General features: G+C 52.6%; 21 protein-coding genes. 9 read left to right on the forward strand and 12 right to left on the reverse strand.

Annotated features, from left to right (window positions below; translation table 11 throughout):
- Positions 1 to 43 precede the first annotated feature (43 nt).
- Complete coding sequence (locus IFT53_RS14060) at positions 44 to 391, reverse strand: hypothetical protein (protein ID WP_192065516.1); 348 nt, start codon at positions 389 to 391, stop codon at positions 44 to 46.
- A gap of 357 nt (positions 392 to 748) precedes the next feature.
- Complete coding sequence (locus IFT53_RS14065) at positions 749 to 2,581, reverse strand: sensor domain-containing diguanylate cyclase (protein ID WP_342365812.1); 1,833 nt, start codon at positions 2,579 to 2,581, stop codon at positions 749 to 751.
- Between the two features lie 323 nt (positions 2,582 to 2,904).
- On the opposite strand from IFT53_RS14065, the gene IFT53_RS14070 reads away from it, so the two are divergent.
- The gene (locus IFT53_RS14070; RefSeq protein ID WP_192065518.1) at positions 2,905 to 4,371 is read left to right on the forward strand and encodes a metal-dependent hydrolase family protein; all 1,467 of its coding nucleotides are present in this window, start codon (positions 2,905 to 2,907) and stop codon (positions 4,369 to 4,371) included.
- A 113-nt stretch (positions 4,372 to 4,484) separates the two neighbouring features.
- Entirely contained in the window at positions 4,485 to 5,204 is a 720-nt protein-coding gene (locus tag IFT53_RS14075; RefSeq protein ID WP_197980257.1) for a hypothetical protein, read from the forward strand.
- Between the two features lie 212 nt (positions 5,205 to 5,416).
- On the opposite strand, the gene IFT53_RS14080 is transcribed toward IFT53_RS14075, so the two are convergent.
- On the reverse strand, positions 5,417 to 5,860 hold the full coding sequence (locus IFT53_RS14080; RefSeq protein ID WP_192065916.1) for a hypothetical protein: 444 nt from the start codon (positions 5,858 to 5,860) through the stop codon (positions 5,417 to 5,419).
- A 340-nt stretch (positions 5,861 to 6,200) separates the two neighbouring features.
- On the opposite strand from IFT53_RS14080, the gene IFT53_RS14085 reads away from it, so the two are divergent.
- On the forward strand, positions 6,201 to 7,166 hold the full coding sequence (locus tag IFT53_RS14085) for a magnesium and cobalt transport protein CorA (protein WP_192065519.1): 966 nt from the start codon (positions 6,201 to 6,203) through the stop codon (positions 7,164 to 7,166).
- Positions 7,167 to 7,212: 46 nt separating this feature from the next.
- On the opposite strand, the gene IFT53_RS14090 is transcribed toward IFT53_RS14085, so the two are convergent.
- Together IFT53_RS14090 and IFT53_RS24130 are read right to left on the reverse strand one after the other, a co-directional pair.
- On the reverse strand, positions 7,213 to 8,007 hold the full coding sequence (locus IFT53_RS14090; RefSeq protein WP_192065521.1) for an SDR family oxidoreductase: 795 nt from the start codon (positions 8,005 to 8,007) through the stop codon (positions 7,213 to 7,215).
- Between the two features lie 199 nt (positions 8,008 to 8,206).
- Complete coding sequence (locus IFT53_RS24130) at positions 8,207 to 8,446, reverse strand: prolyl oligopeptidase family serine peptidase (RefSeq protein ID WP_192065523.1); 240 nt, start codon at positions 8,444 to 8,446, stop codon at positions 8,207 to 8,209.
- Between the two features lie 368 nt (positions 8,447 to 8,814).
- Here IFT53_RS24130 and IFT53_RS14100 point away from each other — a divergent pair, with 368 nt between their 5' ends.
- Both IFT53_RS14100 and IFT53_RS14105 read left to right on the forward strand, forming a co-directional pair.
- Positions 8,815 to 9,582, forward strand: coding sequence for a GntR family transcriptional regulator (locus tag IFT53_RS14100; RefSeq protein ID WP_082249989.1), 768 nt, complete (start codon positions 8,815 to 8,817; stop codon positions 9,580 to 9,582).
- Positions 9,583 to 10,645: 1,063 nt separating this feature from the next.
- On the forward strand, positions 10,646 to 11,305 hold the full coding sequence (locus IFT53_RS14105; RefSeq protein WP_244656329.1) for a sugar transferase: 660 nt from the start codon (positions 10,646 to 10,648) through the stop codon (positions 11,303 to 11,305).
- Positions 11,306 to 12,053: 748 nt separating this feature from the next.
- Here IFT53_RS14105 and IFT53_RS14115 read toward each other — a convergent pair.
- The 5 genes from IFT53_RS14115 to IFT53_RS14135 form a co-directional block, all read right to left on the reverse strand.
- Positions 12,054 to 13,082 carry a hypothetical protein gene (locus IFT53_RS14115; protein ID WP_192065526.1) on the reverse strand — a complete coding sequence of 343 codons (1,029 nt, stop codon included), beginning with the start codon at positions 13,080 to 13,082 and terminating at the stop codon, positions 12,054 to 12,056.
- A gap of 168 nt (positions 13,083 to 13,250) precedes the next feature.
- Positions 13,251 to 13,973 carry a hypothetical protein gene (locus IFT53_RS14120; protein WP_192065528.1) on the reverse strand — a complete coding sequence of 241 codons (723 nt, stop codon included), beginning with the start codon at positions 13,971 to 13,973 and terminating at the stop codon, positions 13,251 to 13,253.
- A complete protein-coding gene (locus IFT53_RS14125) occupies positions 13,960 to 16,242 on the reverse strand; it encodes a polysaccharide biosynthesis tyrosine autokinase (protein ID WP_244656330.1) in 2,283 nt (760 codons plus the stop codon). Before IFT53_RS14125 ends, IFT53_RS14120 begins: the two co-directional genes overlap by 14 nt.
- Positions 16,243 to 16,342: 100 nt before the next feature.
- The gene (locus IFT53_RS14130; protein ID WP_192096935.1) at positions 16,343 to 17,026 is read right to left on the reverse strand and encodes a hypothetical protein; all 684 of its coding nucleotides are present in this window, start codon (positions 17,024 to 17,026) and stop codon (positions 16,343 to 16,345) included.
- Positions 17,027 to 17,145: 119 nt separating this feature from the next.
- A complete protein-coding gene (locus IFT53_RS14135) occupies positions 17,146 to 18,342 on the reverse strand; it encodes a polysaccharide biosynthesis/export family protein (RefSeq protein ID WP_192065532.1) in 1,197 nt (398 codons plus the stop codon).
- A 381-nt stretch (positions 18,343 to 18,723) separates the two neighbouring features.
- Between IFT53_RS14135 and IFT53_RS14140 the strand changes: the two genes are divergently transcribed.
- The 3 genes from IFT53_RS14140 to IFT53_RS14150 all read left to right on the forward strand — a co-directional run bounded on the left by IFT53_RS14140 (position 18,724) and on the right by IFT53_RS14150 (position 22,568).
- Positions 18,724 to 19,323: a transglutaminase-like cysteine peptidase gene (locus IFT53_RS14140; protein WP_192065534.1), complete on the forward strand. Its 600-nt coding sequence runs from the start codon at positions 18,724 to 18,726 to the stop codon at positions 19,321 to 19,323.
- Positions 19,324 to 19,554: 231 nt separating this feature from the next.
- On the forward strand, positions 19,555 to 21,222 hold the full coding sequence (locus IFT53_RS14145) for a type I secretion system permease/ATPase (RefSeq protein WP_192065535.1): 1,668 nt from the start codon (positions 19,555 to 19,557) through the stop codon (positions 21,220 to 21,222).
- Positions 21,222 to 22,568 carry an HlyD family type I secretion periplasmic adaptor subunit gene (locus IFT53_RS14150; protein WP_192065537.1) on the forward strand — a complete coding sequence of 449 codons (1,347 nt, stop codon included), beginning with the start codon at positions 21,222 to 21,224 and terminating at the stop codon, positions 22,566 to 22,568. The genes IFT53_RS14145 and IFT53_RS14150 overlap by 1 nt, the downstream gene beginning before the upstream one ends.
- A 60-nt stretch (positions 22,569 to 22,628) precedes the next feature.
- Here the strand turns inward: IFT53_RS14150 and IFT53_RS14155 are convergent, their stop codons facing one another.
- Together IFT53_RS14155 and IFT53_RS14160 are read right to left on the reverse strand one after the other, a co-directional pair.
- Entirely contained in the window at positions 22,629 to 23,777 is a 1,149-nt protein-coding gene (locus tag IFT53_RS14155) for a glycosyltransferase (protein WP_192065539.1), read from the reverse strand.
- Between the two features lie 55 nt (positions 23,778 to 23,832).
- On the reverse strand, positions 23,833 to 25,023 hold the full coding sequence (locus IFT53_RS14160) for a glycosyltransferase family 4 protein (protein ID WP_192065541.1): 1,191 nt from the start codon (positions 25,021 to 25,023) through the stop codon (positions 23,833 to 23,835).
- 352 nt (positions 25,024 to 25,375) lie between these two features.
- Between IFT53_RS14160 and IFT53_RS14165 the strand changes: the two genes are divergently transcribed.
- On the forward strand, positions 25,376 to 26,089 hold the full coding sequence (locus tag IFT53_RS14165) for a serine O-acetyltransferase (protein ID WP_197980258.1): 714 nt from the start codon (positions 25,376 to 25,378) through the stop codon (positions 26,087 to 26,089).
- Positions 26,090 to 26,136 lie beyond the last annotated feature (47 nt).

Raw genomic sequence — 26,136 nt, forward strand, 5'->3', positions numbered from 1 at the left:
GTGCCCTCGCGTTCATGCGCGGCAACAACGTCATTCCATTCCGTCAAGCGTAAAACCACGTGCCATCAAAACGGCGCTTACTGCCTTGCTTCGCCTCATGGACAATTGATGCGACATCTTCCGACGGCATGGAACAGATAGCTGGCGCCATTCCTCCGAACGAAGGGAGCCACGCCGCGAGCGCGATCTTGGTCTGTTCAGTGAACTCAAACTGCACAGGCCGCTTCGTCTTCTTTTGGATGATGGTGGCCCGATCTCGGATCGAACTACCGGACCATAAATCCTCAACCTTTAGTTTGACGAGGTCACAAGCGCGAAGCTTGCTGTCAATGGCGAGGTTAAAGAGCGCCAGTTCTTGGATCGCGCCGCTCATCTCAAGTCGAACGCGCATCTACCATATGTTCTTCGGCTGCAGTGGGCGCTTCTACCCCACCGTAATTCCCTTGTTACATGTATATCGATTACGCAGTACGGCGGTGTCTATGCCAAAGCCTATGCCAATCATCACACCGCGTCGCCTCCGTCAGGCAGCCTACTATAGCACGCTTGTCACTGTGTGGCCCCAAGCGGACTTTCCCGCCTGAAACTCCAAAACCAGTTTTGCGCCTTCCAGTCGGTCGTTCAGCCTTCTGTTGAATTTCAACGACGCGGCCGTTCACATAGTCAGACAAGATTTCAGTCTTTGGTGCGGATTCGTGGTCTCCACCAGAGAGTACGGCATCCAGTTGCATTGAAACCTTGAGGGCTATTAGCCGGTGCCAGCCAGCGCTGCTTCGTTGCCGCCGACTATCGCCTGATTTATTGGGGTGGAGTTGGATGACTGTGTCAGTGGGATTGTGCTGTGGGTAGTGTTTCGTCCCGCACTCTTAGCTTCGTAGAGAAGCTTGTCCGCTCGTTCATACAATGTCGTGAAGCTTTCACCGCCAGAGATCGGCGTGATGCCCATGCTCGCAGTCACGAGCCCTGCGAGACCCGGAACCGCATTGGCGACGGTCGCAGGGATTGCTTGGCGGCGAAACTCCGCCTGTGCATCCACGTCGTGACCTCGCAAGAGGAGCAGGAACTCCTCGCCACCAAGGCGATAGGCGCGCACGTTGGGGCTTGCCTTCAGTGCGACTGCGACAGCCTTGAGCACCTGATCGCCGACGCTATGCCCGTATCCATCATTGATGGCCTTAAAATGATCAAGGTCTATGACCGCGAGCGCGGTAAAACTCTCATCGAGAACTCGCTCGAACTGCCGCTCTATCGCCCGCCTGTTGAGTAACCCGGTTAGTGGATCAGTTTCAGACAGGCGTTCAAGCAGCTCGGTCTCGTTACGAGCGCGATCTCGCTCTTGCTTGATGGACATTAAGCGTTCCGCCACCCCAAGTGTTGTGAAAAGCACTTCAAACATGCAGCCGAAATAGAACAGGAGCATGGCGTCTGCGCTGTTCAGTCCGGGAGCCAAGCCAGTCACCAGTCGTATCAATCCGACCAAGGCCAATGGTGTGTATCCGATGGCCTGAAACCGAGCCGCACGGCTTCCCCGACACAATGAATTGATCAGCGAAACAACGAAGATGACAAGAACCGGTGCAAACGCCGCCGTATAAGCTGTCGATTGGATCGGGCGAGCAACGAAGGGAAAGGTCGCATGAAAGACGCTCAGAAAGAGCGCCCACGCAGCACAATAGGGTAGAAGGCGCCGCAGGAGGGGATGCATCTTTCCCGGCTCGATGAAGCTGTAGGTGAACATCGCGCCCGAGCTGATCGTAATCCCGAAGATGAGTGTCGTCATCCAACTCAGCGCCATAGCCGGAGGATCGAAAAACACCACCGACAGACCGGATGTAACGAAGATCGTCGTCAGCAGCGAAAAGGTGAAGACCGAGTGCCAGAGAATGAACGTTTCACGCAGGGCTCGGTAGAATGCAGCATTGAATATGAGCGGCATGACCAGCATGCCGGCGAGCCCACCTATGATCAGCAGGAGCCGAAGATCGTCGACGCTAGCGCCTGCGTCAACAGGTGAAAGATATGCTTTCTCCAACGTCATCCGGTGGCTCGGCATATCAACGACAGCGACGATCTGCCGAGTCATTCGAGTTACGTTTGGTAGTTCTGCCTTGAAATATCCGCCGCCCATGGAACTGTGCAAGGCGGCGGCAGGAAAGGACGTCTGCCGAACCGTGCCGTCCTGGTCGATGGCCAGCAGATGCACCGCTTGAAGCGCGCTCCGCCTTGAAAGCAGATATCGAGGAAGTTCTTGACTGGGTGTGATGTCGAAGCGGAGGAGCACTCGTTCGGCATCAATGGAGAATTGGTGGTCTGCATCGGAGCAGTTCCATCTGGGTTCATCGCGAGCGAGTGCGACGATGTCTTCCGATAGCGTGGCGGCCGCCCAGCATGAGGTTCGAATGCTGGTGTTGTCGCTGGCGCTGGCGACGTTGGCCCCCAATTGGGTGAACATCACCAGAAGCAGATATACAGCTAGATGTTTAAAAAAACCGCCCGATGTCATAGGCTTTGGCATAGCGTAAAATACTTTTAATGCCGTTGAGGGCAGCAAGGTGAGCATCTGCAATTTGGCGAACGACACGCACAAGCTTCAGGCAGACGCCGCGCACGGGTTTCCTATTCGCAAAGGCCTATCCTAAACCTCATCCTTTGATCAATGACTTCTTTTGTAGACGCCAAATTTAGAGCGGACTTTTACCTGCTGCCCCAAGTCGGACAGTGCCTAGATTGAAGCGAATATCTGGTCTTGGCGCATTGCCGCCAAAGCTGCTGCAAACCTCAGTGGTGCCTTATAGTAGCGACTTGAATGCGATCGGAGCAGGCTAAAATCTGTTCGCAAATAGCTTTCGACATTTCAAATTTCTGTGTTATTTTCCACTGCAAATTGCTGCCGGAGGACTCCGCATGGTGTTTTCATGCAAACCAATCGCCGCGACAGAACAGTCTAATTTCGGTTGCCTCTGCCACCATCCAGCGTTTGCACGAGTGAATGCGATCGTCTCACAGAAGGTCTCGCGTCGTTCGTTCTTAACGGGTGCTGCAGCAATGGCGGCCTTCCCACTTATCCCGACCAATGCGTTCGCCACCGCGCCTCCAGCTCCTTCGGAGCCCATAGCCTTCACCAATGTGAAGGTTTTTGATGGAAAATCCGATACCTTGCGCGACGGCCTTACTGTTTTGGTCGAAGGTACCAAGATCAAACACATCGGACCCAGCACGAGTTCGGTTGAAACACGCATTCAGGTTATCAATGGCGGTGGCCGAACTTTGATGCCGGGTCTTATCGACAACCACTGGCATGCCATGATGGCGGCCATCGGGCTGAACCAGCTACTGACTGCCGACGTTGGGTACATCAACCTCGTCGCGGCAGATCAAGCAGAAAAAACGTTGCTCCGAGGCTTCACCAGCGTACGGGATATGGCAGGCCCGGTCTTCGGGTTGAAAAGGGCAATCGATACGGGGCTGGTTTCCGGCCCGCGCATCTGGCCATCGGGGGCAATGATTTCCCAGACTTCCGGGCATGGTGACTTCCGCTTCCCTTACGAGGTTCCCGCTGCCTATGATGCTCCAATGAGCCGTGGCGAGGCGGTGGGCGGCGGCATGATTGCCGATGGTGTCGATCAAGTTCTCAAGCGCGTCCGCGAGCAACTGATGCTGGGGGCTTCCCAGATAAAGCTGTCGGCAGGAGGCGGGATTGCCTCAAACTACGACCCACTGGATGTCAGTCAATACACGGAGCCCGAGTTCAGAGCCGCGGTGGAGGCTGCCGAAAACTGGGGTACCTATGTCTCGGTTCACGCTTACACGCCACGGGCGATCCAAATGGCCATTAACAGTGGGGTGCGCTGCCTGGAACACGGGCAACTGATGGACGAAGCGACGGCCGCCCTCCTCGCGGAAAAGGGTACGTGGTTCAGTTCACAACCATTTTTGGACGACGACGACGCGAACCCTCAGCCGGAAGGCTCGCCGAACAGGGCGAAGCAGCTTGAGATGTCGGCGGGAACCGATACGGCGTACGGTTTCGCGAAGAAATATAAGCTCAAAACTGCCTGGGGAACGGACACACTGTTCGAACCTAAACTGACGAGCCGCCAAGGTGCACAGCTAGCGAAGATGAAACGGTGGTACACGCCAATTGAAATTCTGAAGATGGCCACGGGCACAAATGCAGAATTGCTGGCAATGTCGGGTCCGCGAAATCCATATCCCGGTAAAATCGGTGTTTTAGAGGCTGGCGCTTTTGCTGACATCCTTCTCGTGGACGGCGACCCGACAACAAACATCGATATCGTTGCCGATCCTGTCCAGAACTTCAAAATTATCATGAAGGACGGCCGTTTTTATAAAAACGAACTGCAACAGTGACAGGCGGCTGCGCTGTGTATCAATCGCTACATCATCTCACCATCGCGCTCAGCGCTTCTACTCTTCTATTAACGCCAACAATTGTTCGGAGCGGGGATTTCGATGAGTTGCGAATGGCACCCGAAAAGGAATGGACAGTCGTCGTCAGTCCATATGCTTGGGCGGCCTCACTGAAGGGTAATGCGTCGCTCGCCGGGTTCGATACTGATGTTGATATTCCGTTTTCTGAAATTCTCGGCCATCTAGACTTGGCAGTCTTGGGTAATGTCGAAATCACAAATGATCGATGGGGCGTCTATTTCGATGGCCAACATGTGAAAACAACCCAAGAAGAGCACATCCTCGAAAACGAGGTAGGACTAGGCATTAAAACCACTACGCTGTCGACAGGCGCTTTCTTCGTGGCTTACGAGACAGAGCTTGGTGGTGATACGGTATTCGGCAAACCACGGACGCTAACCATCGAGCCCACCGCTGGTGTGCGATGGACGCAACTCAAGGCGGAGGTTTCAGCTCTCGGTATCCGCGCAAAGAAAAGCGCCGACTGGACCGACCCGTTCATCGGTTTGAGATTGAATGCAGATCTCACGGATCGATGGAACCTCTTTTCTGAAGTCGACGTAGGAGGGTTCGATGTCGGATCAAAAATCAGCGTCAACGCGCAAACTTATCTTGGCTATCGGACATCCATGTTCGGTAAACCGGCGATCATGAGGGTCGGGTATCGACTTCTGTACCAAGATTATGAAGGTGATGACTTTACAGGGGCCAGTAAATTTCGCTGGAATGTGACCCAACATGGCCCCGTCGTTGGATTTTCAATGCTGTTTTGATCAACGAGTGATCGGCAAATCCAGTGACCTTAGCTGCCACATGACCGCCTTTACCGCACTGCTGCCAAAACCGCATTGGCGGCTGTTGGCCCTAAGCGGACAAGCGTGTCCAAAGATAATCTGTCCTTAAACCTACGACAAACTGTTCAAAGGTATAGGCCACGAAACCTACCTGATCCCAACCATATCCTGCAGAGCCAAAAGTCTCAGCCTTAATTTTGAGGTAGAGCATTCGACCGTAGCTTCGGCTGTCCAGTGAACTTCAGTCCTGCCCAAGCGGTGAAACTGGGCACTCCCAGCGAACCAAGCGATGTCGTGATCGGCGCGCCGTGCGTCGCGACGACACGGAACTCGTCGCCTTTGATCACAGCGTGACTGCTCCAGCCGGTCCTTCCCCGGACGAGATCGCCCGGCGAAAAACCGTTGTGTCGTGACTTGACCACTTCGGAAATCGCCTCGCCTTCCATAACGCCGCCAATGGGCACTGGTGCAGCATAGGACTTCGCATCGCTCATGCGACCACGCATGTAAGGATCAAGCGAAAGATACAGCGACCTGACAGTGACCTCCCCCTCATTTGCCTCTAGCAATTCAAAGTCTTCAATACGGAAATTGTCCTGTCCAGGCTGACCTGTTGGTCTGCTTGCCAGGAGGATGCGACGCGCGCACGATTTCTAACGCATCTTACGTTAGAAGACTGTGTGTGCTGCGCCGTTGACGCGCACACCAAATAGGAACCGGACTTCCGGTAGTTCAGGCAGCAAGCGAGTCACTTTCAGAAAAGATTATAGCCACAGCAGCGTCGAGGTCGTGCGCACTAATGGCGACTTGATCGCTGTCATACCAGTCTTGTCAGTCCTCATGTTTAAGTGGCAGAAGGCGTAAATACTTGGCGACTGATCTCAAAGCGCTACCTACACGTCAGCATCGCGTGTATTCACTCCGTGCAATCTTCACCCATATTCCCTCCTGCCATAAGAGCTTAAACGGAAAAAGATGACAGTTGTCGCATCCTATCTATACCGCAACGGTAAGCGCACTGATGAGGTCACACTCTCCTCGCAGCCTTTCGACACGAACGCAGGCGACTTTGTCTGGATCGGGCTGACCGATCCGATCGTCGAAGAGATGGCATGTTTGAAGGCGATGTTCAGCCTTCATTCCCTTGCTGTCGAGGACGCGCTGAATGGCAAACAGGTCCCGAAGGTCGATATCTATGGCGACCAGCTATTCGTCGTCGCCAAGACCGCGTATCTCGAAAACGACAGGATCGCCTATGGCGAGACCTGTATCTTTGTCGGCCAGAACCATGTCATCACCGTGCGACATGGGTCGGCACGATCACACCAGAAACTACGCGAACAACTCGAGCAGGCACCACAGCTTCTATCGCATGGTCCCGACTACGTCCTCCACGGCATCCTCGATTTCATCGTCGATGGCTATCTTCCCTTGGTCGAAACGATAGAAGACAGGGTTCTGGAAATTGAGAAACACGTTCTCATATCTTTCCTTGAGCCGGAGCAGATCCGCAGGATCTTCCGAATGCGTAGGCAGGTCATCAAGTTCCAGAGGGTGATGGGGCCCATGGCCGAAGTTGCCAGCAAACTTGCCCACCTTGAACTGCCATGCGTCGACAACAATGCCAGGCCGTTCTTCAAGGACGTCCATGATCATGTCCGTCGTGTCGAAAACATGGTGATCGGGCTGCGTGAGATCGTAACATCAGTATTCGAGGCCGCAAATCTTCTGGAGCAACAGCGGCAAGGCGCAATTACTCGACAGCTTGCCGCATGGGCGGCGATCCTGGCGGTGCCAACGGCAATTGCGGGCATCTACGGAATGAACTTCGAAAACATGCCTGAATTGAAGGCGCAATACGGGTACTACATCGTCTTGGCAGTCATCCTCGTTCTCTGTGGTATTCTGTATTACCGCTTCAAACGAGCCCGGTGGCTCTAGTCCAGATAGCCTACAACCGTCCGCTATGGTAAGGCGCTGACCTTTTCTAGCTCCCCGGCGCCGCGGCTGATCCAGCATGAATACCGCCATCGATGGTCAATTCGGCTCCAGTCATATAGGCGGCTTCGTCCGAAGCCAGCAACACAGCCAATGCGGCGATTTCCTCCGGCCTTCCAAACCGGCGCATCGGTGTGTCCCTGACCAACGCGGCCTCGCGGTCTGGACGATCCGGGCCTGTGCCCAGCATCGGCTCCCACATAGGAGTCATCACCGCGGCCGGGTGGATCGAATTGCAGCGGATGTTCAAGCCTTGACTAGCGCAATAGAGAGCGACGCTCTTGGTGTGGTTGCGCACCCCCGCCTTGGATGAGGCGTAGGCCGCAGCCATCGGAATTCCAACCAAGCCCGAGCGGGACGAGATATTGATGATCGAGCCCGCTCCATTTTCGCGCATGGCCCCGATGGCATAACGGCAACCGAGGAAAGTGCCATCCAAATTCACGGCATGGACGTCGCGCCAATCAGAAAGTTGGGCGTTTTCCGGATCATGAGCAGGCGGAGTGCTGTCGACTGGTACCTCAAACCCCGTGATCCCGGCATTGTTGACAACCACGTCAATCCTTGGAAACTGACGGGCGATTTCCATCCAATCGTTTTCCGAAGACACATTAACTCGAATGAAGGTCGCTCCAATGGCTTTTGCTGTATCTCGGCCACCTTCCACATCGATGTCAGTGACAATGACGTTCGCCGCTTCGTCAGCGAAAGCGCGGCAAATAGCTGCGCCAATGCCGCGCGCAGCCCCGGTTACGAGTGCGGTTTTCCCCTCAAGTCTGGGCATGAGTAGATCCTTATAGTGTGAATGAGAACTCAAGATTCACGATGTTGTAAGACGCGACATCAGTGGTGCTGGTCCGGACTACCGGTGAGCAATGTCCATGGTCATAGACTCCTGTGAGCCAATGTTTTCTACCCGCGCCCGGATAACCAGTCAAGAAATGGAGGGCGAACCTACATCCTATGATACTACCGTCACGCTGCTATTTGAAACGGACGCGAAGGAAAATTACGGTGTCCCTTGCCTCCTCTGATGAAATCGTGTGACCGATCTCTGGATAGATTTTGGACGATACGTTCAAGCCCGAAGATTGCAACTGGTTCGCCGCAGCCGTTGTCGCGGCGGATGGTATGGTCCTGTCAGCAGAACCATGCATCATCAGAATATCTGTTTGGGTCGAAGGTGCAGTCGGCGGAAGGGGCAACAGTCTTGCAAAGGTCACGAGAGCGCCGACATGGAACCTCAGCAGAAATAAAGAGAAAGCGAGCCTCCTGAATCGGTTAGTTACTGACAGGCTTGAAGCTCAGTTCAGAAATTTGCGTGTTAGGTTCAGATTAATTGCTGGCCGTCACGGTATCCAGATTTGGTAAACTGCAGCGTCGAACGTCAAATGATATAAATGACATAACCTTATAATCTTTTAAATTGCACTGCCCTCTGTCCTGTGAGATTATTTCGAGGAAGGACACAACGTAATCCCACCGCGCGAATGAACGACATGAAGGAAGATGGCAAGTCGGCAGCATTGATAGAGGCCGAACTTCTCAAGTCGTTGTCTTAAACGCGCTTATTTTCTGGATTTCATAATAGATGGCAGATCGACACTCCCCGACCCCGCTCTACCATCGAGTTTACGCGGTCATGCGCGAGCGCATCGTCAAAGGTTATTACCCGGCTGACGTAGCGGTTCCGAGCGAGGCCGAGCTTTCCGAGAACTTTTCGGTAAGCCGCATTACCATCCGCAAAGCCATGGAGATGTTGACGGCGGAAGGACTGGTGACGCGTACTCGGGGGCGCGGTACTTATGTTACCGATCGCACAAAGGACAATAAGCTCAACCGTGTCGTCGTTTCAAACATAAACAGCCTGTTCAGCTACCTGAATACGGTGGGGAAAAGCACGCGCCTGAAAGTTATCAGCCTCGATCTCGGCGAGGCGCCTCCACGCATTTGCGAGCAGATGGGCGTGTTCCCCACCACAGAACTGGTTCGCGCTGTGCGTGTACGCTCGCTGGACCGCCGCCCCTACTCACTCTCGACGGCTTATCTGTTGCCGGAAATTGGCAAGACGTTGGAGCGACAGGATCTAGCGACGACCAATATGATTGATCTGGTTCAAAAAGCTGGCGCTGTTGTGGAACAGGTTGAACAAACGCTTACCGCTACATTGGCAGACGATTATGCCGCAAAACACCTCGAAATACCCATCGGCGCACCGCTGATGCTGGTGAACAGGCTGTTTTTTAACGCGGAACTGAAGCCTTTCTATGCCGCCGAAATATTCTACAGAGCTGACCGCTACGAATACCGGGTCTCGCTAAAGCGCGAAGACGGCAAGGATTTTTCACTCGGCAATTGACGTCTCCCCGAAATTTAAGACGTTGTCAGGCAGAAATTGCACTTGTCCTACCTTTGCACGTTTCCCGAGCCACCACTGTGTGACTAAACCAGCCAAACAATCGCCCCGACGATAACCACCCACATTATGAGCGACACGCATAAAACAACCACATAATTTTTAAATCGCTTCGTCATGAACGCGACTATGCCTCAGCATTGGCACTGGTTAAACAGCCAATAAAAAGCATAGCTTACACTTTGCTAAATTCCCCATGCTAATATTGCATCGATACGAGAAAGTGCGCCAGGATGAAACAATGACCTGTGCATAAGTGAGGTGATCAGCCTATCACCCTTAGGCGTCCAAGCAGTAAGAGTTCTTACGTTGTGGGAAATGGCGAAGGAGGTTAAGACCACGCACCTCTGGACCAATGGTCAGGCTTAACGAATGGCCAGAACGATCAAAGAGGCGACCGTCGAATCATTCTATCACGCCTCAATCGCGGACTTACGCAGTTGGGACTGCTGGCGCTTCAAAACGCATTTCGAACCGGTACAGGAACTGAGCGTGAAAACCTGAAATCTTCACCGAAACTCCGTGCAGGCACATGCTGGGACCAAACAGCTGAGAGGCTTGCCTGCCGGTTCGAATAAGCCACCCGATCGGAACCATCGTAGTGGCCGCGCCTATAGACGATTCGAAGAGCACGCACGATTTGCTACAACCATGCCAAATATCCACCAAACCAAAGAGGGCATAGAAAGTGTAAACCGCGCTGAAATCAGCGTCGGCGACAGTATGCTCGCGGAGCCAGTCATGATTATTCGCTTGGGCGCAACCATTCACAAGCAATAGATAGATTATACAATCATCGAATGTACATATTAAAGATTATGTTACAATCTCCTCAGAGACGCCTCCATGATTAACCTTTCATTAATATTCTTAATGACTCTGTCTTTAAATTGTACTAAGGAGACAGGGCATTTCGTAAAAGTATATTCAAAGGTTGATCTAGATGAGGATATCGGAACTAGGACAAAACGTGGAGTACGCGAAATCTAGCGGATTAGAGCGCCACTTGTACCAGTCTGCTAAAGTTGTTGGAGCAGGTCCATCGTCGATTTCTTATTCCCCTGTTCAGCTCGCGACGAAACGTTCATTAGATGTTTTTATCGCCGCATCTATTCTTCTCGCACTTGCTCCAGTCCTGCTGCTCATAGCATTACTCATTAGGCTTGATAGCCCCGGACCTGCTCTCTTCACGCAAGTACGCTGGGGGCAGAATTGTCGCAGGATCCGAATTTATAAATTCCGATCAATGCGGGCTGATGCGGGAGATGCGAGCGGTGTAGCCCAAACCGTTGAGAATGATCCGCGCCTGACCCGTATTGGCGCATTTATTCGCAAGACCAATATCGATGAATTGCCGCAGCTTCTTAACGTATTACGGGGAGACATGTCACTTGTCGGCCCGCGGTGTCATGCTGTTGGAATGCTAGCTGCCGGGGTTCGGTACGAGGATCTTGTTCCTCACTATCACGATCGACATGCCGTGAAACCAGGGCTGACGGGTTTAGCTCAGATGCGAGGCCTACGTGGACCAACTGATAGGCCAGGTAAGGCTCGTGCTCGTATCGCCAGCGACTTGTATTACATCGAGAACTTTTCCATTCGTCTGGATCTTTGGATCATGTTCGGCACTGTGATTTCGGAACTTAAAGGTGGCAAAGGGTTTTGACACCGCGCTTAAAATTTGGGTCAGCGGCTATCCGCTGACTTGTAGCACCTCTCGATTGTCGCTGAGTGGCTTTGCCGCGTAACAAGTTGCACGACTGTCTTTGCAACGGTCGGCGACCACATACGACGGTTGCGTCCAAATTGTTAGCCATCTTGTTAGTAACGCGCCGTTTCTGCTTATAGGAAAGCATGCGACGGGCGTTCCTTTGGAAGATATCCGCCCTTAACCATGATGCTGCAATGTTTAATCCTATATCGGTGAAAACGAATGCAGACGGTGCGAGGAAGTTTCCCCTGGCGGCCTCTGCTAGGATCATCTTGGCTAGGGTTAGATCGGAAAAAGCGCGGCGGAGGCGAGCGTTGTCGGCCCACAAGTCGTTAAAGCATTTTGCCTGATCGCCTTTGAGGCCACCTTATTCTGCTGACCAACGGTAGTCTTTACCTTCCGTCACCCCTATCGAACGGATAATCTGCGCCACAGAATTGCACTGTGCATTCAGCACGTCAACCTGACGACGCTTTGTGACGATATCTTTCGCCTCGTGTGTTTTCATTGCTACTTCAATGTCCCACTTCGGCTCATAGCCATACTTCAAATCGGAAACATTTTAGGTATGCAGACCAGCTCCGCGGATCCAGGAAAAGACCGGTTGCTGTATACAGGTTGGTCGCGATACAGCGTCTAAGGAACGGCATTCGGCCTTCCAGCTTTCTCCGCAGTCTGTCGCCTTACAACGCCAACAACGAAATCAAAGGCGGGGAGCCCCTGTTTCCCATATCACGTTGGCAAGATCCGTGTTTCCTCCGATGATCGGAGTCCCGGCCGGAACTTGGCACGTGTAGCTCCGAATTCGAATTTCTACAGGAACTTCTTCAACCACAATAAGTGGGACAGGCATATCGGCAATGAAGTCGATATGTTCGATCACTTGAACGGACAGTTCTTTATCGCTGCCTTTGGCGAAATAGTGTGCGGCGCGACCGTTTCCGGTTTGCCCCGGATTGATGCTGATGAGGTGAGTTGAACGCTTGTCGTACCACATTTTGAAATTACGCCGCGCACCTTCCGCTGTGCAGCGATCAAGCACGGTATTTTGGCTTTTCAGGTCGAAGATAGCGTCGGATGCTCTCTTTCCGTAACAATTCCGATAGACAACGCCACTCCAGCCCGCTTCGTCTGCGAATATATCTCCGTTTAGAAATCCGTCATAATCAGAGATCATGCCTTCGGCATAGACGCGTTCTATAAGGATGTTCTTCCCGATATCTTGATCCGACTTTCCGCCTAATTGTATAACGGCGCCGATCTTCTTGCGGTCCGTATTAACCGCGCTGGACTGATAGCGAACATCTTGGATGATAACGTCGTCCGAGCGCCCGCGTAAACGAATGAGCCCACCGGATCTTGCATCCATAGAGCGGACCCGATTGACGCGAAGGCCCGGGGCACTGCTCATTATCTCATGCCCTTTATCGCCATCACAGCTTACCAAGCGGCCGGAGCGAAGCAATTCGACATTGGTTATACTAACACCTTCGACTACGCTCCCAGGACGGACCTTCAGGATAACAGGGCTATCGGCAAACTTTTTGGACGCAATCCTCTGCGCAGGTTGCGCAGCAAAGCCTTTGCTGATTTGTGGCTGCGCGGATTTTGGTAGATTGGGTGCGGAAGGCGCCGCCTGCTCCACTTTGTCGTCTGTAGCCAGCGCTGATCCATAGGGTAAGACCGCAGCCGCGAGAACTCCCAGAAAATCACGTCGAAGCAGTTTATCCATATCCACCGCCACCTTCGTTTGTTTTGTAATGCGAGGAAGTATCAAACCTATGTAGAAGCAACCCAACCTCAAGTTGGATGAAATTTAGCGACCCTAATCCTCTGCGCATCCTGCATCAATGACAACAAAAGCAAATTCCGTCGATACAACGGTTCCTCCCAATGCTACTTAGAGCTCGCTCTCTGCGTTTTTACAGGGAGGCCAGTCCGTTCTGCAAACGAAATCAGCCTTACGGATTGCTGCACGTAGATATGGCGTCAGTGCTTTGCTTGGCTTCTCTAGGACCTCACGCAGCAGCTTGGGCTCCTGCTGAAGTGAGATGGCAATATCCTTCTCCACCACCAATGACGTCTTTTCCAATGTGCTGGCACCGAGTGAGTTGTAGAACCTGACCCTGTCCATCACAACCGAGATTTCTGCTGGTGCCAAGTTCTGGGACCGTGTCATTAACTCGGCAATGCGTTCCGGGTCTTCCGCACCCGCACGAGTTACCATTGCCATCCGTAGCCATAAATTTCCGTCTGTCGGTGTGCACCGGATTGCGTGAGCGATATAGCCGTTCGCATTGGAAACCGCCTCAAGCCAGGAATCATAATCCTGCGGAGCAAGATTGATCTCTATCCGGCTCAGCACAAGGACAAGACCAGCCTTCAGAATATCAGATCGACAGACATTTTCAGACACGATCTCATTAGAGATAGTGCTTAGCTTTACCACGTCTTTGCGCGTGCGCGGTTCGCCCGACAGCACCGTACGCGAGTAAAACTTTACCCCGCTATAGTCACTATCTAACATCAAGGAATTTGACGCTAGAACGACGATATAAAACGCCGTTACACCGAATAAGGCAGACCCGAATAAGGTGAATATGTTCAGCCTAAGCTTGTTCAATATAATACTTTTGATAGCGTGAATTATAAAATTCCAGTGAGCCAAACGACCTGTAAAGGCGCAGTTTCTGCTCATCGACCTTATTGAGTATTACACCCAGGCATTTCGAAGCTATCAGATTCTCAGTTTCCAATGTATGGCGGACGACTCGCCGCGATGTTTTGCCCCACTCGGCAACATATACAAATGCATCGATTTTGCGCGCCATCGCTCGCGCATCCACGACTGGGCCAAGCGGTGGTAGATCGAGTATGATATAGTCGTGATCGGCCGCGAGCGCGGACAATGCTTCAGTCATTCCTGCAGATGTAAGAAGATCCGACGAATGGAGCACCCGCTGCGAAATAACTGCAGGGATAAATCCTAGATTGGTTTTGCTATTGCGAACCAAAACCTGCTGAATCGGCATCTTGCCCAGAATTACTTCCAACAGGCCATAGCGAGCGTTGCGCGCCAAGGAGCGGGTTGAGCCTGGGTTGCGGAGATCGCAGTCAACGAGTACCGTCCTGCTTCCCTGCTTTGCCAGCAATTCAGCAAAGTTTGCTGCAATGGTGGATTTGCCTTCTCCTGGAAGAGTGGAGATTATCCCAATCGTTTTACAGCCGTCCCCCGGAATAGCGAGGTCAGCAGCAATCTTCGCACGGCGAAGGGTTTCGGCGAAACCTGACAGGGGATGCTCAACGACGTAGTTTGTGACTGAACTGACTTTTTCAATCTCGTTTGCGGACGGGTTAGCTAGTGCTTTCTCGCCCTTGGCCGGCGTCAGCAAGGGCGCAGCGCCCAGAAACTGCAGTCCCAGTTCAGCCGTCACCTGCTCACCAGTGCGGAAATAACGGTCGCGGAACTCCTTAAATGCAGCAAGACACAAACCAACCGCAGCTCCGGCCATCAGGAAAAGCGCCAGCAGGAGTGGCTTGCGTGGATGGCTTGGAACGTCAGACACTTTCGCCTTGGCAATAATGCGTGCATCTGTGACGGGAAAGGACTGCTGCTGAAGAGCTTGCTGATAGCGCTCAAGGAAAAGCTTCAGTAGGTTGCTGTCAGTTTCTGCGGTCCGTTCGAGTTGGCGTAGTTCCACCTGCTTTTCGCCAGCGACAGCTGTCACAACCTTGGCTTTATCCAGGTTTTCTGTTGTTATCCGCTCCTGCGCCTTTGCGACTTCGAGTTCATTTCGGTATGAGTTCGAAATGCGGCGAAGTTCACCGAACATTTGGAGTTTGTATTGCTCCATCTCCGCTCGAAGCCGTATTGCCTGAATATGGTCGGGTCCGAGGCGATTGGATATTTCACTCTCGCGCTTGGAAGCTTCCAGATATTTCTTCTGCAGATCGTTGGATATGTTGCTGTCTAAGGAATCGGCAACAACAGCGTTGACATCGCCTTTATCCAGCACTTCCATGATACGGCTGTAGCGCGCCTCTGCTTTTGCCGCAGCATCCTGTGCAACGACTAGAGCACGGGTCAACTCATCGAGTTGCTGATCCGAGACCAAAACACTGCCTGCAGAAAGGAGATTGTTATCGCTCCGAAATTTCTGGACGGCCGTATCTGAAGCACGTGACTGCTCGCGCAGCTCTGCAATACGGCTATTGAGCCAGCTGCTGGCGCGTTCTGTCGTCTCGAAGTTCGAATTGAGCTTATCGAGCAAGTAGCCTTGCCCAATTTCGTTCGTAATCTGTGCGGCGAGAACAGGATCTGCCCAAGTAAAGCTTACGTTCAAGACATAGGTGCGAGGCACGCGTACAACATCTAGATTCGCAACAATCTGATTAATTGCTGCCCTCCGCCGTGCAGTAGCGGTGTCACCGGTCAATTCATCAGGCACAAACCAATTTTTTACATCAACGAGCTTCCGCATCGTCTTGATTGCATCAGATAGAAATCCATCCGATTTCAAAAACTTTTCGTTATCTGCCAGTTTCAGGCGATCAACTGCGCCGCCGATAACCGCATCCGATTGCAGCAACTCCACCTGACTTAATATGGAATTTTCGTTGTCTACCGCATCCTGTACCGTGCGCAGCTCGTTTATCACGCTGGCGTTGCCATCATCCATCAAGATGGTGACTTCAGATGTGTAAAGTTGCTGAGCGGCGAAAAGATAAACCAGCCCTAATGCCAGGCCAGCGCAACATGCGGCACCGAAGATTTTCCATCGTCGAGTCGCAATCTGAACCAGTTTCTCGAAATCGACTACCGGCATTTGCGGCAAAATCGACTTCTGATCCAACTGGTGACGCGTCGTATCGCTGTGGCTCTGGATATTCAATTTTGAACCTCTCTGGAGGCCGCCAGCCCTCTGTGCTTAATGAAAAAGAAGGTCGCGCGTAAACGCGGCCTTCAATATGTTCGAAGAAGCAAAAAATCAGTTATGGCGTAACATCGCTCGGGCTGACAGAAGATGTGGTCACAACATTGCCGGAATATTTGCGAGATGTGAACGAAAGCGGATCATCACCGTTCGTATAGACATCATCTGGAACAATTCCTCGGGTTCCACCACCGGCATCTCCGCCGCCGCCGATTGATGATGCGGAGGGTCCTGCACCAGAAGCACCGGCAAGAGCAGACGTCTGGACGTCATCAAGACCTCCGGCGAATGCCTCAGCAAGGACCGGACTGTTGAGTTCGGCAACAGCAACCTGAATTTTCGAAGCATATTCTGCATTTGCCGAAACACACGACGTTGCCGCACGTGCGAGCCCTGCGCCAATTGCAGCTTGCTGGCTGGGGGTCGCGGTTTTTGCCAACTCAAGCAGCGGGATCAGGGTATCTGAAGAAGATGCCGCTAGCGATCTGATGCGCGAAGATAACACGAGTGCATTCACGTCCCGATCACCGGCAACATCACGGTATATATCTTCTGGAGCAGCTAGAAACGCAACAATACTCTCATCTGACACCCGGGCCGGGGACACTAGGCAGCTCACAGCACCTGCAGGACCTGATGAGGCTGGCTGAGTGGAATCAGTGACCGCCGGAGCAGAAAATGCGCTTCCCGCTACAAGGCAAAGACCAATGCTCACACTTAAATATAAAACGTTCGGGCGCATGTCTTATCTTCCAGTTCGTTGAATTGGACACTACATACCATCGCCTAACGTGCCGGACAAATACTTAAATCTCAATGTTGAAATTTCGTTAATTTGTCCGCGCACCTAGTACACAGCAATTAGAATGAGCGCACTGCATCCTTCGCATTGGCGGCATCGATCGGCACACCTGATACAGTCGTTGATACAGAGTTCACGACGTTCAGGAACTTGAGAAGTTCAACAGAATCGGAGTTCGTCGTGTAAAGGATATCCTTGTCCTGCATCGGGAACTTCTGCATTGCAAAGAAGCCAGACGGATCACGAACATTGGCACGGAAAATGACAGGAACCGAGTCGCCTCTGAACTTGGACGTATCTATGCCCAGACCCGACAATGACTTACGGTCAACCTCACGATAGACAAGAACCTGAGATGGGTTGGCGCGACCATCAAGAAGGCCTCCAGCCTTACCCATTGCTTCACCAAGCGTGAGGTTGGCATCCTCGAAGTCCAGACGACCATTGATCCCCGACGCCCCAAGGGCAATAAAGGTCCGGCGTTCACGATTCACGATCAAGGTATCATTTGGCGCGAGATAAATGTTTTCTGCAGGCGTGTTGATAAGGTGATCATAAAGGATTGTCGCTGAACGACCGCCACGCTGTAGTGTAATGTAAGTTTCCACGCCTGGCGCATTCAGGCCGCCCGCTTGGGAAATAGCATCCAGAACCCGATCACCCGCCTCGGTAAGCTCGAATTTTGCTGGCGTGTTAACGTCACCGACAACGGCCACCTGAGCCGAACGATTGCGAACTTTTGTCACAACGACCTGAGGCTCGATTGCACGGTTGGCAAGAGCATCTTGGATTTCGGATTGAACTTGATCGACAGATCTGCCCGCGACCTTGATCCGACCTGCATAGGGCACATTGATCTGCCCATTCCGGTCAATTGTCTGCTCTGGTAGCGTGATAAAATTACCGGGACGGCTACCCGCATCCGACGGAATGAACAAGCCACCAGCCTGCGATTCAAAGATAGCAACCTGAACCACATCCCCCGCACCAAGCGGGATGCCCGGCGCACTGCCGCGCCCACCACCAAAGCCGCCAGCGAGAGAAGTAACGCCTTTTTCCTCGAAATAATTCAGCACACGCTGATCCAAGTCTATCAGAGCATAGTCTACTCCAACAACCTTATTGACTGAATCTTTGCTGGAAACCTTCAGTGAAGCGCCGCTCTCAATATCGCGAAAGGTGGGACCGGAACTTGGTGTAGATGTACACCCCGACAGCAGGGCAAGTACAAGAGTTCCCGTCAAAGCTGAGCGCATTATTCACGAGTCCATATATTAAGTGTTCGCCAAGTATGGCAGAACTTGATTAAGAAATTCTCATTGCAATAACGTTAACTGAGTGTTTAGCTTGTTTCAGGCTGAGACCCCTCATCAGCACGTTACTTGGTACAGTCTCTAGCCGCAATTGCGCCACATGGCAAGCGCGCTATGTGGCATTGTACACATCCTGTTCTTTAGTTGTTGTTTTGAAGCAACAACGCCGATGTAGGCGATCATCTCTTTGATAAATTGGAAAAGCGGAAATTCATAAAATTCGATCTAAATCCTTAGCTTCGGAGCAATTCAGCCCTGCTAGCTTGTCCCACAGTAAGACACCGAGCCAACGCTTATAGATCGTTACGGGAAGGGCAAGTAGAAATGGGCAAGCTTTCTATTAAAACTGCATTGACAGCTGGTGCCGTGATAGCAAGTTTGAGTGCTGCGAATGCCGCCTCACCTAATGCCATGCGTCGTGTCGGCACCGCAATTGAAGGTGCTTTCGTTTCCGAAGGGCGCCCGACACTAGCTCCATTTGCCCAGGTTCGCTTTTGTCTTAGTAATCCCGTTGATTGCGAGAAAAGCGACGTCGAGCCAGCCGCACCTGAAGATAAAACAGCGCGACAGATGTTGCAGCAGGTGAACGTTCAGGTGAATTCATCGATCATAGGTCGAAACGACAAGAAGAACGGAAAGTCGGTTGACATCTGGCAGGTCGGCGCCAAATCGGGTGATTGCGAAGATTACGCTTTGACCAAACGGCGCATTCTAATGTCCAAAGGCTATCCGGCAGCAGCACTGCGTATTGCAGTTGCCTACACATCTTCTGGCGAAGGTCATGCGGTTCTTATTGCAAAGACCGCGACCGGCGACGTGGTTTTGGACAACCGGACGAACGTTATAAAGTCCTGGAGAAATGCGGATCTACGCTGGGTCAAGATACAGTCGGGCTCGAACCCGCATCTGTGGTACACGATGTAACCTTTCAGGACACGTATCAAACTTCTAGGCAACAGACCAAGTTGGACATCTGATTAATCCAGCCCTTCAATTTTTTTGAGACTGTGAATACTTTCTAAACCTTGAACAGCGATATTGTGCTCTTGCGTTGGTGTATTATGCCTGTCTGGAGCGTGCGAAATGTCAGTCGGAGATCGGTCCCTACTCACCTCAATCTCCCATTCGAAGGGTATGAGGGGTGGCGTTTTCTGGATGCTGCTGTTTACGACCTTCACAAATCTACTGCTTCTTGTCATTCCGCTTTACATGACGCAGGTATACGATCGTGTGTTACCAAGCAGTAGCGTGGAGACACTCGTTTTCCTGACTATTATCGCCTGCGGAGGGCTTTTTGTTTTTGGCTGTATTGAATCAGTCAGACAAATCATTGCCCAGAGATTGAGTTCCCTTTACGAATTCTCGGTCATGCCAAAGCTGATTATGGCCGCGTCGGATGGGCATGGCGCTCAAATCCTGTCGGAGACCTCCGGGTCGATAGGCAAGGTGGGAATCGTCAAGCGTTTCATTGCGAGTGGCAGTTTCACCGGTTTGTTCGATCTCCCTTTCGCACCGTTATTTTTGGGCCTCATGTTTCTTGCTCATCCTGTCATTGGTTGGGCGACGGTCGGCGGTATCGTTCTGCTGGTTCTTGTGACCTTCGCCAATCAGCGCATTGCAGACAGAGGCTCGCGCAATCTCTCATTCCTGCAAGGCAAGGCCATGCGCCATGCAGGGGATGCCCTGCGCCAGAGCGAAGAAATTCGAGCTATGGGAATGGGGTTCAACATGGTTCAGCGTTGGAGCAACGCTGCCTTGGCCGCATCAAGGCCGATCGACTCCTTGGCCAAAACAAACGCCAGCTTTTACGGTATGTCCCGATTTGTAAGGCAAAGTATTCAGGTGCTGGTGCTGGGTGCCGGTGCATGGTTGGTGATCACAGGCAAAATGTCTGCTAGCCTGATCTTCGCAGCGTCGCTGGTATCTTCTCGTGCCCTCATGCCCGTCGAACAAGTTGTCGGGTCATGGCGCCAGATCAATGAGGCGCTGATGGCGTTTCGGGAAGTCGACCGCTCGTTTACAAAACTCGAAACAACGGAAAACGCGCGACCCCTCATGACGCTGCCTGAGCCAATTGGACGTCTTGAAATCCGCCAGGCCGCATTTTCTTTCAGCCGCGACGCGTCGAGTCCCGCTCTCTTTCAAGATGTAAGTCTTGTTCTTCAACCGGGCCAGATTGCCGCGCTTGTCGGCCCAAGTGGCTCGGGGAAATCCACGCTGGCAAGGATTGCCGCAGCGACGATGCTTCCAACCGCAGGAGAAATACTGCTTGACGGATTTCCGCTACGTCATTGGCCAAGTGCCCAGCGCGGCGCAAGTTTTGGCTATATGGGACAAGAAAGCATATTGCATGAGGGGACGGTGGCCGAAAACATTGGTCGCTTTGGGCCGTCTGTGACCGACGAAGCCGTTCTGGAAGCGGCCATGGCGGCAGGGGCCCATAGTTTCATCGCAACATTGCCGGACGGTTATAGTACACGCGTTGGGGCCGGAGGTTTGCGGCTCTCTGGCGGGCAGATCCAACGCATTGCTTTGGCACGCGCATTTTTTGGTAGTCCCAAGGTTCTGGTGCTGGATGAACCGAACAGCCACCTGGATAGCATGGGTGAAACTGTTTTGACCGAGGCGCTGGTAAAGCAGCGCGCTAGAGGTTGTGCAATTTTGATGGTGACCCACCGGAATCGGATTCTCTCCGTGGCAGACCAAGTCTACATGATGGAAAAGGGCAAATTGACGGCGATTGCACCCCGCCCGACACCGGGCAGAGTGGCGGATGTGCATATGGTGCGGGCAAAGGCTTTGCCTGCAAGTGGTGCGCTTTGATGAAGAAGGGTGGCATTAAATCTCGCGGGGCGAACCGCTTGCCGGGCTCCATTGACGCAATCACCTCTATCCGGGGACCTGCAATGGCAGGTCTTGGGGTTATCGCGCTCCTTCTAGGCGGCTTTTCCGCCTGGGCTTTCAGCGCGCCGTTGTCGGGGGCAATTATTGCAACGGGCAAGATTGTTACAGACAGCAATGCCCAGATTGTTCGACATGAGCGAGGCGGTGTACTGGCGGCGCTGCTGGTCCGTGAGGGTAGCCATGTCCAGGAAGGCGACATTGTTGCGACGTTGCAGCGCGCTCAGGAACAATCCGCGCTTCAGGAGCTACGGGCGAGGATTGCCGGCTTGGCTGCACGACAGCAGCGACTTACCGCTGAGCAGCTTGATCGCAATGATCTTGTCATATCGATAGATACCCTTCCAAAATCTGTAGAGGGTCTCGAAGCAACCCTAATCGATTATCTCATCAATGACCAGATGACCGAATTCCGCGACCGTCGCACACAGCTTTCGGATACGCTTGGGGTTCTTTTGGCGCAGCGTCGGGCTTTCGAGGAGCAAATGCTCGGATCTCAGGGGCAACTTGATGCCCTTAACGGCCAGCTCTCAAGTCTTGCCACCGATGTTGAATTGCGACGTACAGCGATAAAGGATGGCTTCGGGCGTGAAAGCGCCTTGCGGGAGATGGAGCGGCAGGAGGGCTCGGCCCGCGGCGAAATCGCAAAAATGAACTCAACGCTCGCGGCATTACGCCACCAGATTGAGGAGATAGATCAGCGCATCGGCTCGACCCGTTCGCAATTCAAAGAGAAGGTCAGCAATGAACTATCCAAGACGCGTTCGGAATTGATCGAAGCGATTGAAACACTCGCCGGCAAAGCGGAGACCGCTGCCCGTGTCGATATCAGAGCGCCCGTTACCGGTGTCGTAAAGACACTGCATGTGAACACCATAGGCAGCGCGGTAGAGCCTTACCGTCCTCTGCTTGAGATAGTGCCGGAGGGTCGCCCCCTCCTCATCGAGGCGCATATACAGCCTACCGATGTGGACAATGTGTTTCCGCAACAAAAAGCGAAGGTTGTCCTGTCTGCTTTCAATCGCCATTTGTTCGACCCTGCCGACGCGCACGTCGAGTTTGTGGCAGGAGACGCGACAAAAGACGAGGCGACGGGGCAGAGCTATTTCGTCGTCCGTCTGGCGGTAGATGCAACGGGTGACAAACCGTTGCCACCGATTGTACCCGGCATGCCAGCGGAGGCTTATCTGGTCACGGGTGACCGGACATTTGCTGAATATATCGCTGAACCCTTCGTGCAAAGCTTCCGACGCGCGTTTCGTCAGTAAACCGAGGCAAGTCTAATATTTCAATCAAACGTTTGATTGTACTCAGCTCTAGGCGACGCCTTACGCTTCCAAGGGAGCGACCGACCGGATAATGGCGGAGTAAGCCTCTACAGCTTTCTCCATGGAAAAATCCTGCGCGCGCTTTGTTGCACGCAGGCCATAATCTGCTCTCAATGACTGATCGGACAGTTTCCGGATACCATCGGACAGCGCCTCCTCGTTCAGGACCGGCACGAGAAGTCCGTGGGGAGCTTCAGTACAGCTGGTGACCTTTAAAGTGGCGCGGCCGTCGAGAATTTCCGACGGTCCAGAGTCGCAGTCGGTCGAAAGAATGGGCCGCCCAAGACACATTGCTTCCACAAGGGCATTGGGAAAGCCTTCTGCAAGCGAGGAGGAAACATAAGCCTGCGCATTCGCAACAACAGCATAAGGATTCGCAAGATGACCGGCGAATTGTACGCGACTGGCCAGACCAAGGTTGCGAGCATGTGCCTCGAGGGAGGAACGCTCCGGCCCCTCGCCCAGGATCACAAGGTTGAAATCGGTCTTGGACCTGGCAAGTGCGCTGATGGTCAGCGCGTGGTTCTTGTTGGGCATAAGCCGACCGACGGACACTAAGTAATTTGATGGAAGAGCAATGGCGGGCTCTTGCGAACCCAGCAACTTGATCCTTTCAATATCCAAGGGATTGAAAGCGGTTACCAGCTTACTCCGGGATATGCCAAAATTGATGGCTAGATCCTCGCTCACTCCACCCGAGACACAGATGATGCGCCGGGAGAGCGGATAGATAAGGCGAATGAGAAACTTAAAGATACCCGCAGCGCGCCTCGTCGAGAAATGGCTCGTCGTATTGACGCGCTCACTAATCAATGTGGGGATACCCAATGTCTTGCCAAGAAGGGCGGCAACAAGGTTGGATCGAGTCAGAAACGTAACGACGGCATCCGGGCTTTCCGACTTCAGCACCCGGCGCAAATTTGTCAGGCTCGCCAGCATCGCGCCTTTAGAATCCAGACGGTGCCGCTTTATGCTGTCAGGTACGCTGTATTTGTCTTCTACGTCATCCAGCGTTGCAATATGGACATCGACGCCAGGGTTAGAGGCTGCAAATTCGCGCGCAATCGTGCACAGGACGCGCTCGGCGCCGCCACCCTCCAAAGAATTAATAACAAACATCAGCTTTGGCGATCTGGCGATAGTCGTCATCTTCTTCTCAATCGTACTGGAATGGCTGGAGACACGAGGCAGGGGCAGTGAACGGTCACGGATTGGCAGCTGTCGTTGCATAGATTGCAGGCGGCGGCTCCATACTCAACAGATCAGCATAAAGGGCAGCTGTCCGGCTCGCGATAAATTCCCAGCTGTAGTTGTCAAGTATCCGTTTGTCGGCCTCGTATGTTTTTGGGTCGTCACTCAAGCGGGCTGTGATCGCTTCCATATCCCCCGGGCGAAAATAGGCATGCTCTGCCAACCCCAATTCGCGATTTCCAGGTATATCGCTCAACGCAATAGGCGCACCGCAGGCAATGGCTTCCAGTGCGACAAAGGGAAGACCCTCATGATAAGAAGGAAGAACGAACAGCGATGCAGATTTGAAAAGCGCCAGCACCTTTGAGCGCGGCTGCCGTCCAGTAAAAATGATGTCCTCGCTGGCGTGAGACAGCAACTCCAGAGCAAACTTGTCCTGATGATCGGCGTCACCAGCTATGACCAGTTTCCTCGCGCGGTTCCGGCCTCGCCCGTTGGCCCAGGCTTTGACCAGATCCTGAAAGCCTTTTTCCGGTACGAGTCTCGCAACGCCCAGCACGTATTCGCCACGACCCAGGCCAAATTCCTCGAGAATGCTTTCATCAACGCTCACATCACCACCGATGGAAACGCCGTTTGGAACGTAAGATATCCGCTGACCCTTTATTCCGTACTCGGATTTCAGCCGATCCTTTATGTTGTGCGTGATGACGATCAGCTTTGAAGCGAATCGCACGGCCATCGCCTCGCCCTTCATCAACATTGTCTTGGCAAACCAGTTCCACTTTGCCCTGCGGTAATCCTCACCATGGTGTGTGACCACAACCTTCATACCTAGAAGCCGGGCAAGCGGAGCCATCAATGCGGGGCCTATAGCGTGGATGTGGACAGCATTTGCCTTGTGGCGGAATTTCGCATGGATGATCGCCAAAGCAGTATGCACGATCGTTTCCAGATATTTGTTGGCCGGGGAATAGATCGGAACGACCTCTACACCTTTATAAATGCTCGGTGCACTGACGTAACCCCGCCTTGCCAGGATCTTAACTCGAATTTTGTCCCCTAGAATTTGCTTGAGACGGGGATAAAGCTCTTCGCAATGCGTTTCCACACCGCCCATTACATTTGGAATTCCACGCAAGCCTACCACACATACGCACATCGGCTCATGAACTGATGTACTGGAATTTTCGGGTCGGTTCATTCAGAGCCATTCCTGCGGTAAGGTGGCTGCGATGCAGAACGAACGGCAAATCCGACCATTGATCGCGTGTCATTGTCTACGCACTGGCCGAATTACGCTCCTGCCGAACCCGCAGGCCAGGATTGAGATGGAAGTGGTTATATTCGGATTTAAGAATTGCGTCGATTGGAATCTTTTTATATCGTTAAGGCTGATAAGTTGTGCCTGCGATTTCGTCAAGCATTCAGGAAGATTAATAGAAATATAAACCAGACGGATATGAAATCACTACGCTGGCGCTTTGATTTCTGCGGGCAAAGCCCTATGGAATTTGATTTGTTTGCTAATGCTATAGAGAGACCGGAGAACAAGAATGTCCGATATGCAGACCACCACAGCTACCGGTTCCGAAAATAGCACCTCCATACCTATGGATGAACCGGAAAAGGTCTGGGGTAAAGCACATACTGAAGGGTGCGCGAGATCCTTCAGGCAGCTGAAAGATCTGCTGGCTGCCGACCTCACACGTTATTCTGGTCGCGCCGATACAAAGTCATTCCTGAAGCATTTTATTGCGACGCCAGGCTTCAAATATACAGTATGGATGCGCCTTTGTGGATATTTGAAGGTAAACCCAGTGACACGTCATTGGCTTTACTATTTTGTGAAGTATATGCTTTTGCGTTGCCGTTATAAATTCGGGATTGCTATTCCTGAATATACAGTCATCGGACCGGGCTTATTTATTAACCGATTTGGCGGCATCTACGTTCACGGCGATTCAGTAATCGGTTCGAACGTGAATTTTACGCATGGCGTTGTCTTGGGATATATGAACAGAGGCGAGCGCCAGGGTGCGCCGATCGTGGGAGATGAGAGCTTCCTCGGATCTGGGGCTAAGGTTATTGGACACATCCGTCTGGGCAAACGTAGCGCGGTCGGTGCCAATGCTGTTGTCACCAAGGATTTTCCGGATGACTCGGTAGTCGGCGGCATACCCGCCAAACTTCTTTCTTCGCAAGGTAGCGAAGGCTATATCAATAACAAGGCCGGACCAGTAGCTGATTACCCTCCCCGTTTCCGGTGACAATATTCTGATTGCCAGACAGGCAAACCTTACTCATTGCTAGTGCC

The organism is Rhizobium sp. CFBP 13644 (assembly GCF_014842165.1).
Taxonomy (GTDB): Bacteria; Pseudomonadota; Alphaproteobacteria; order Rhizobiales; family Rhizobiaceae; genus Agrobacterium; species Agrobacterium tumefaciens_C.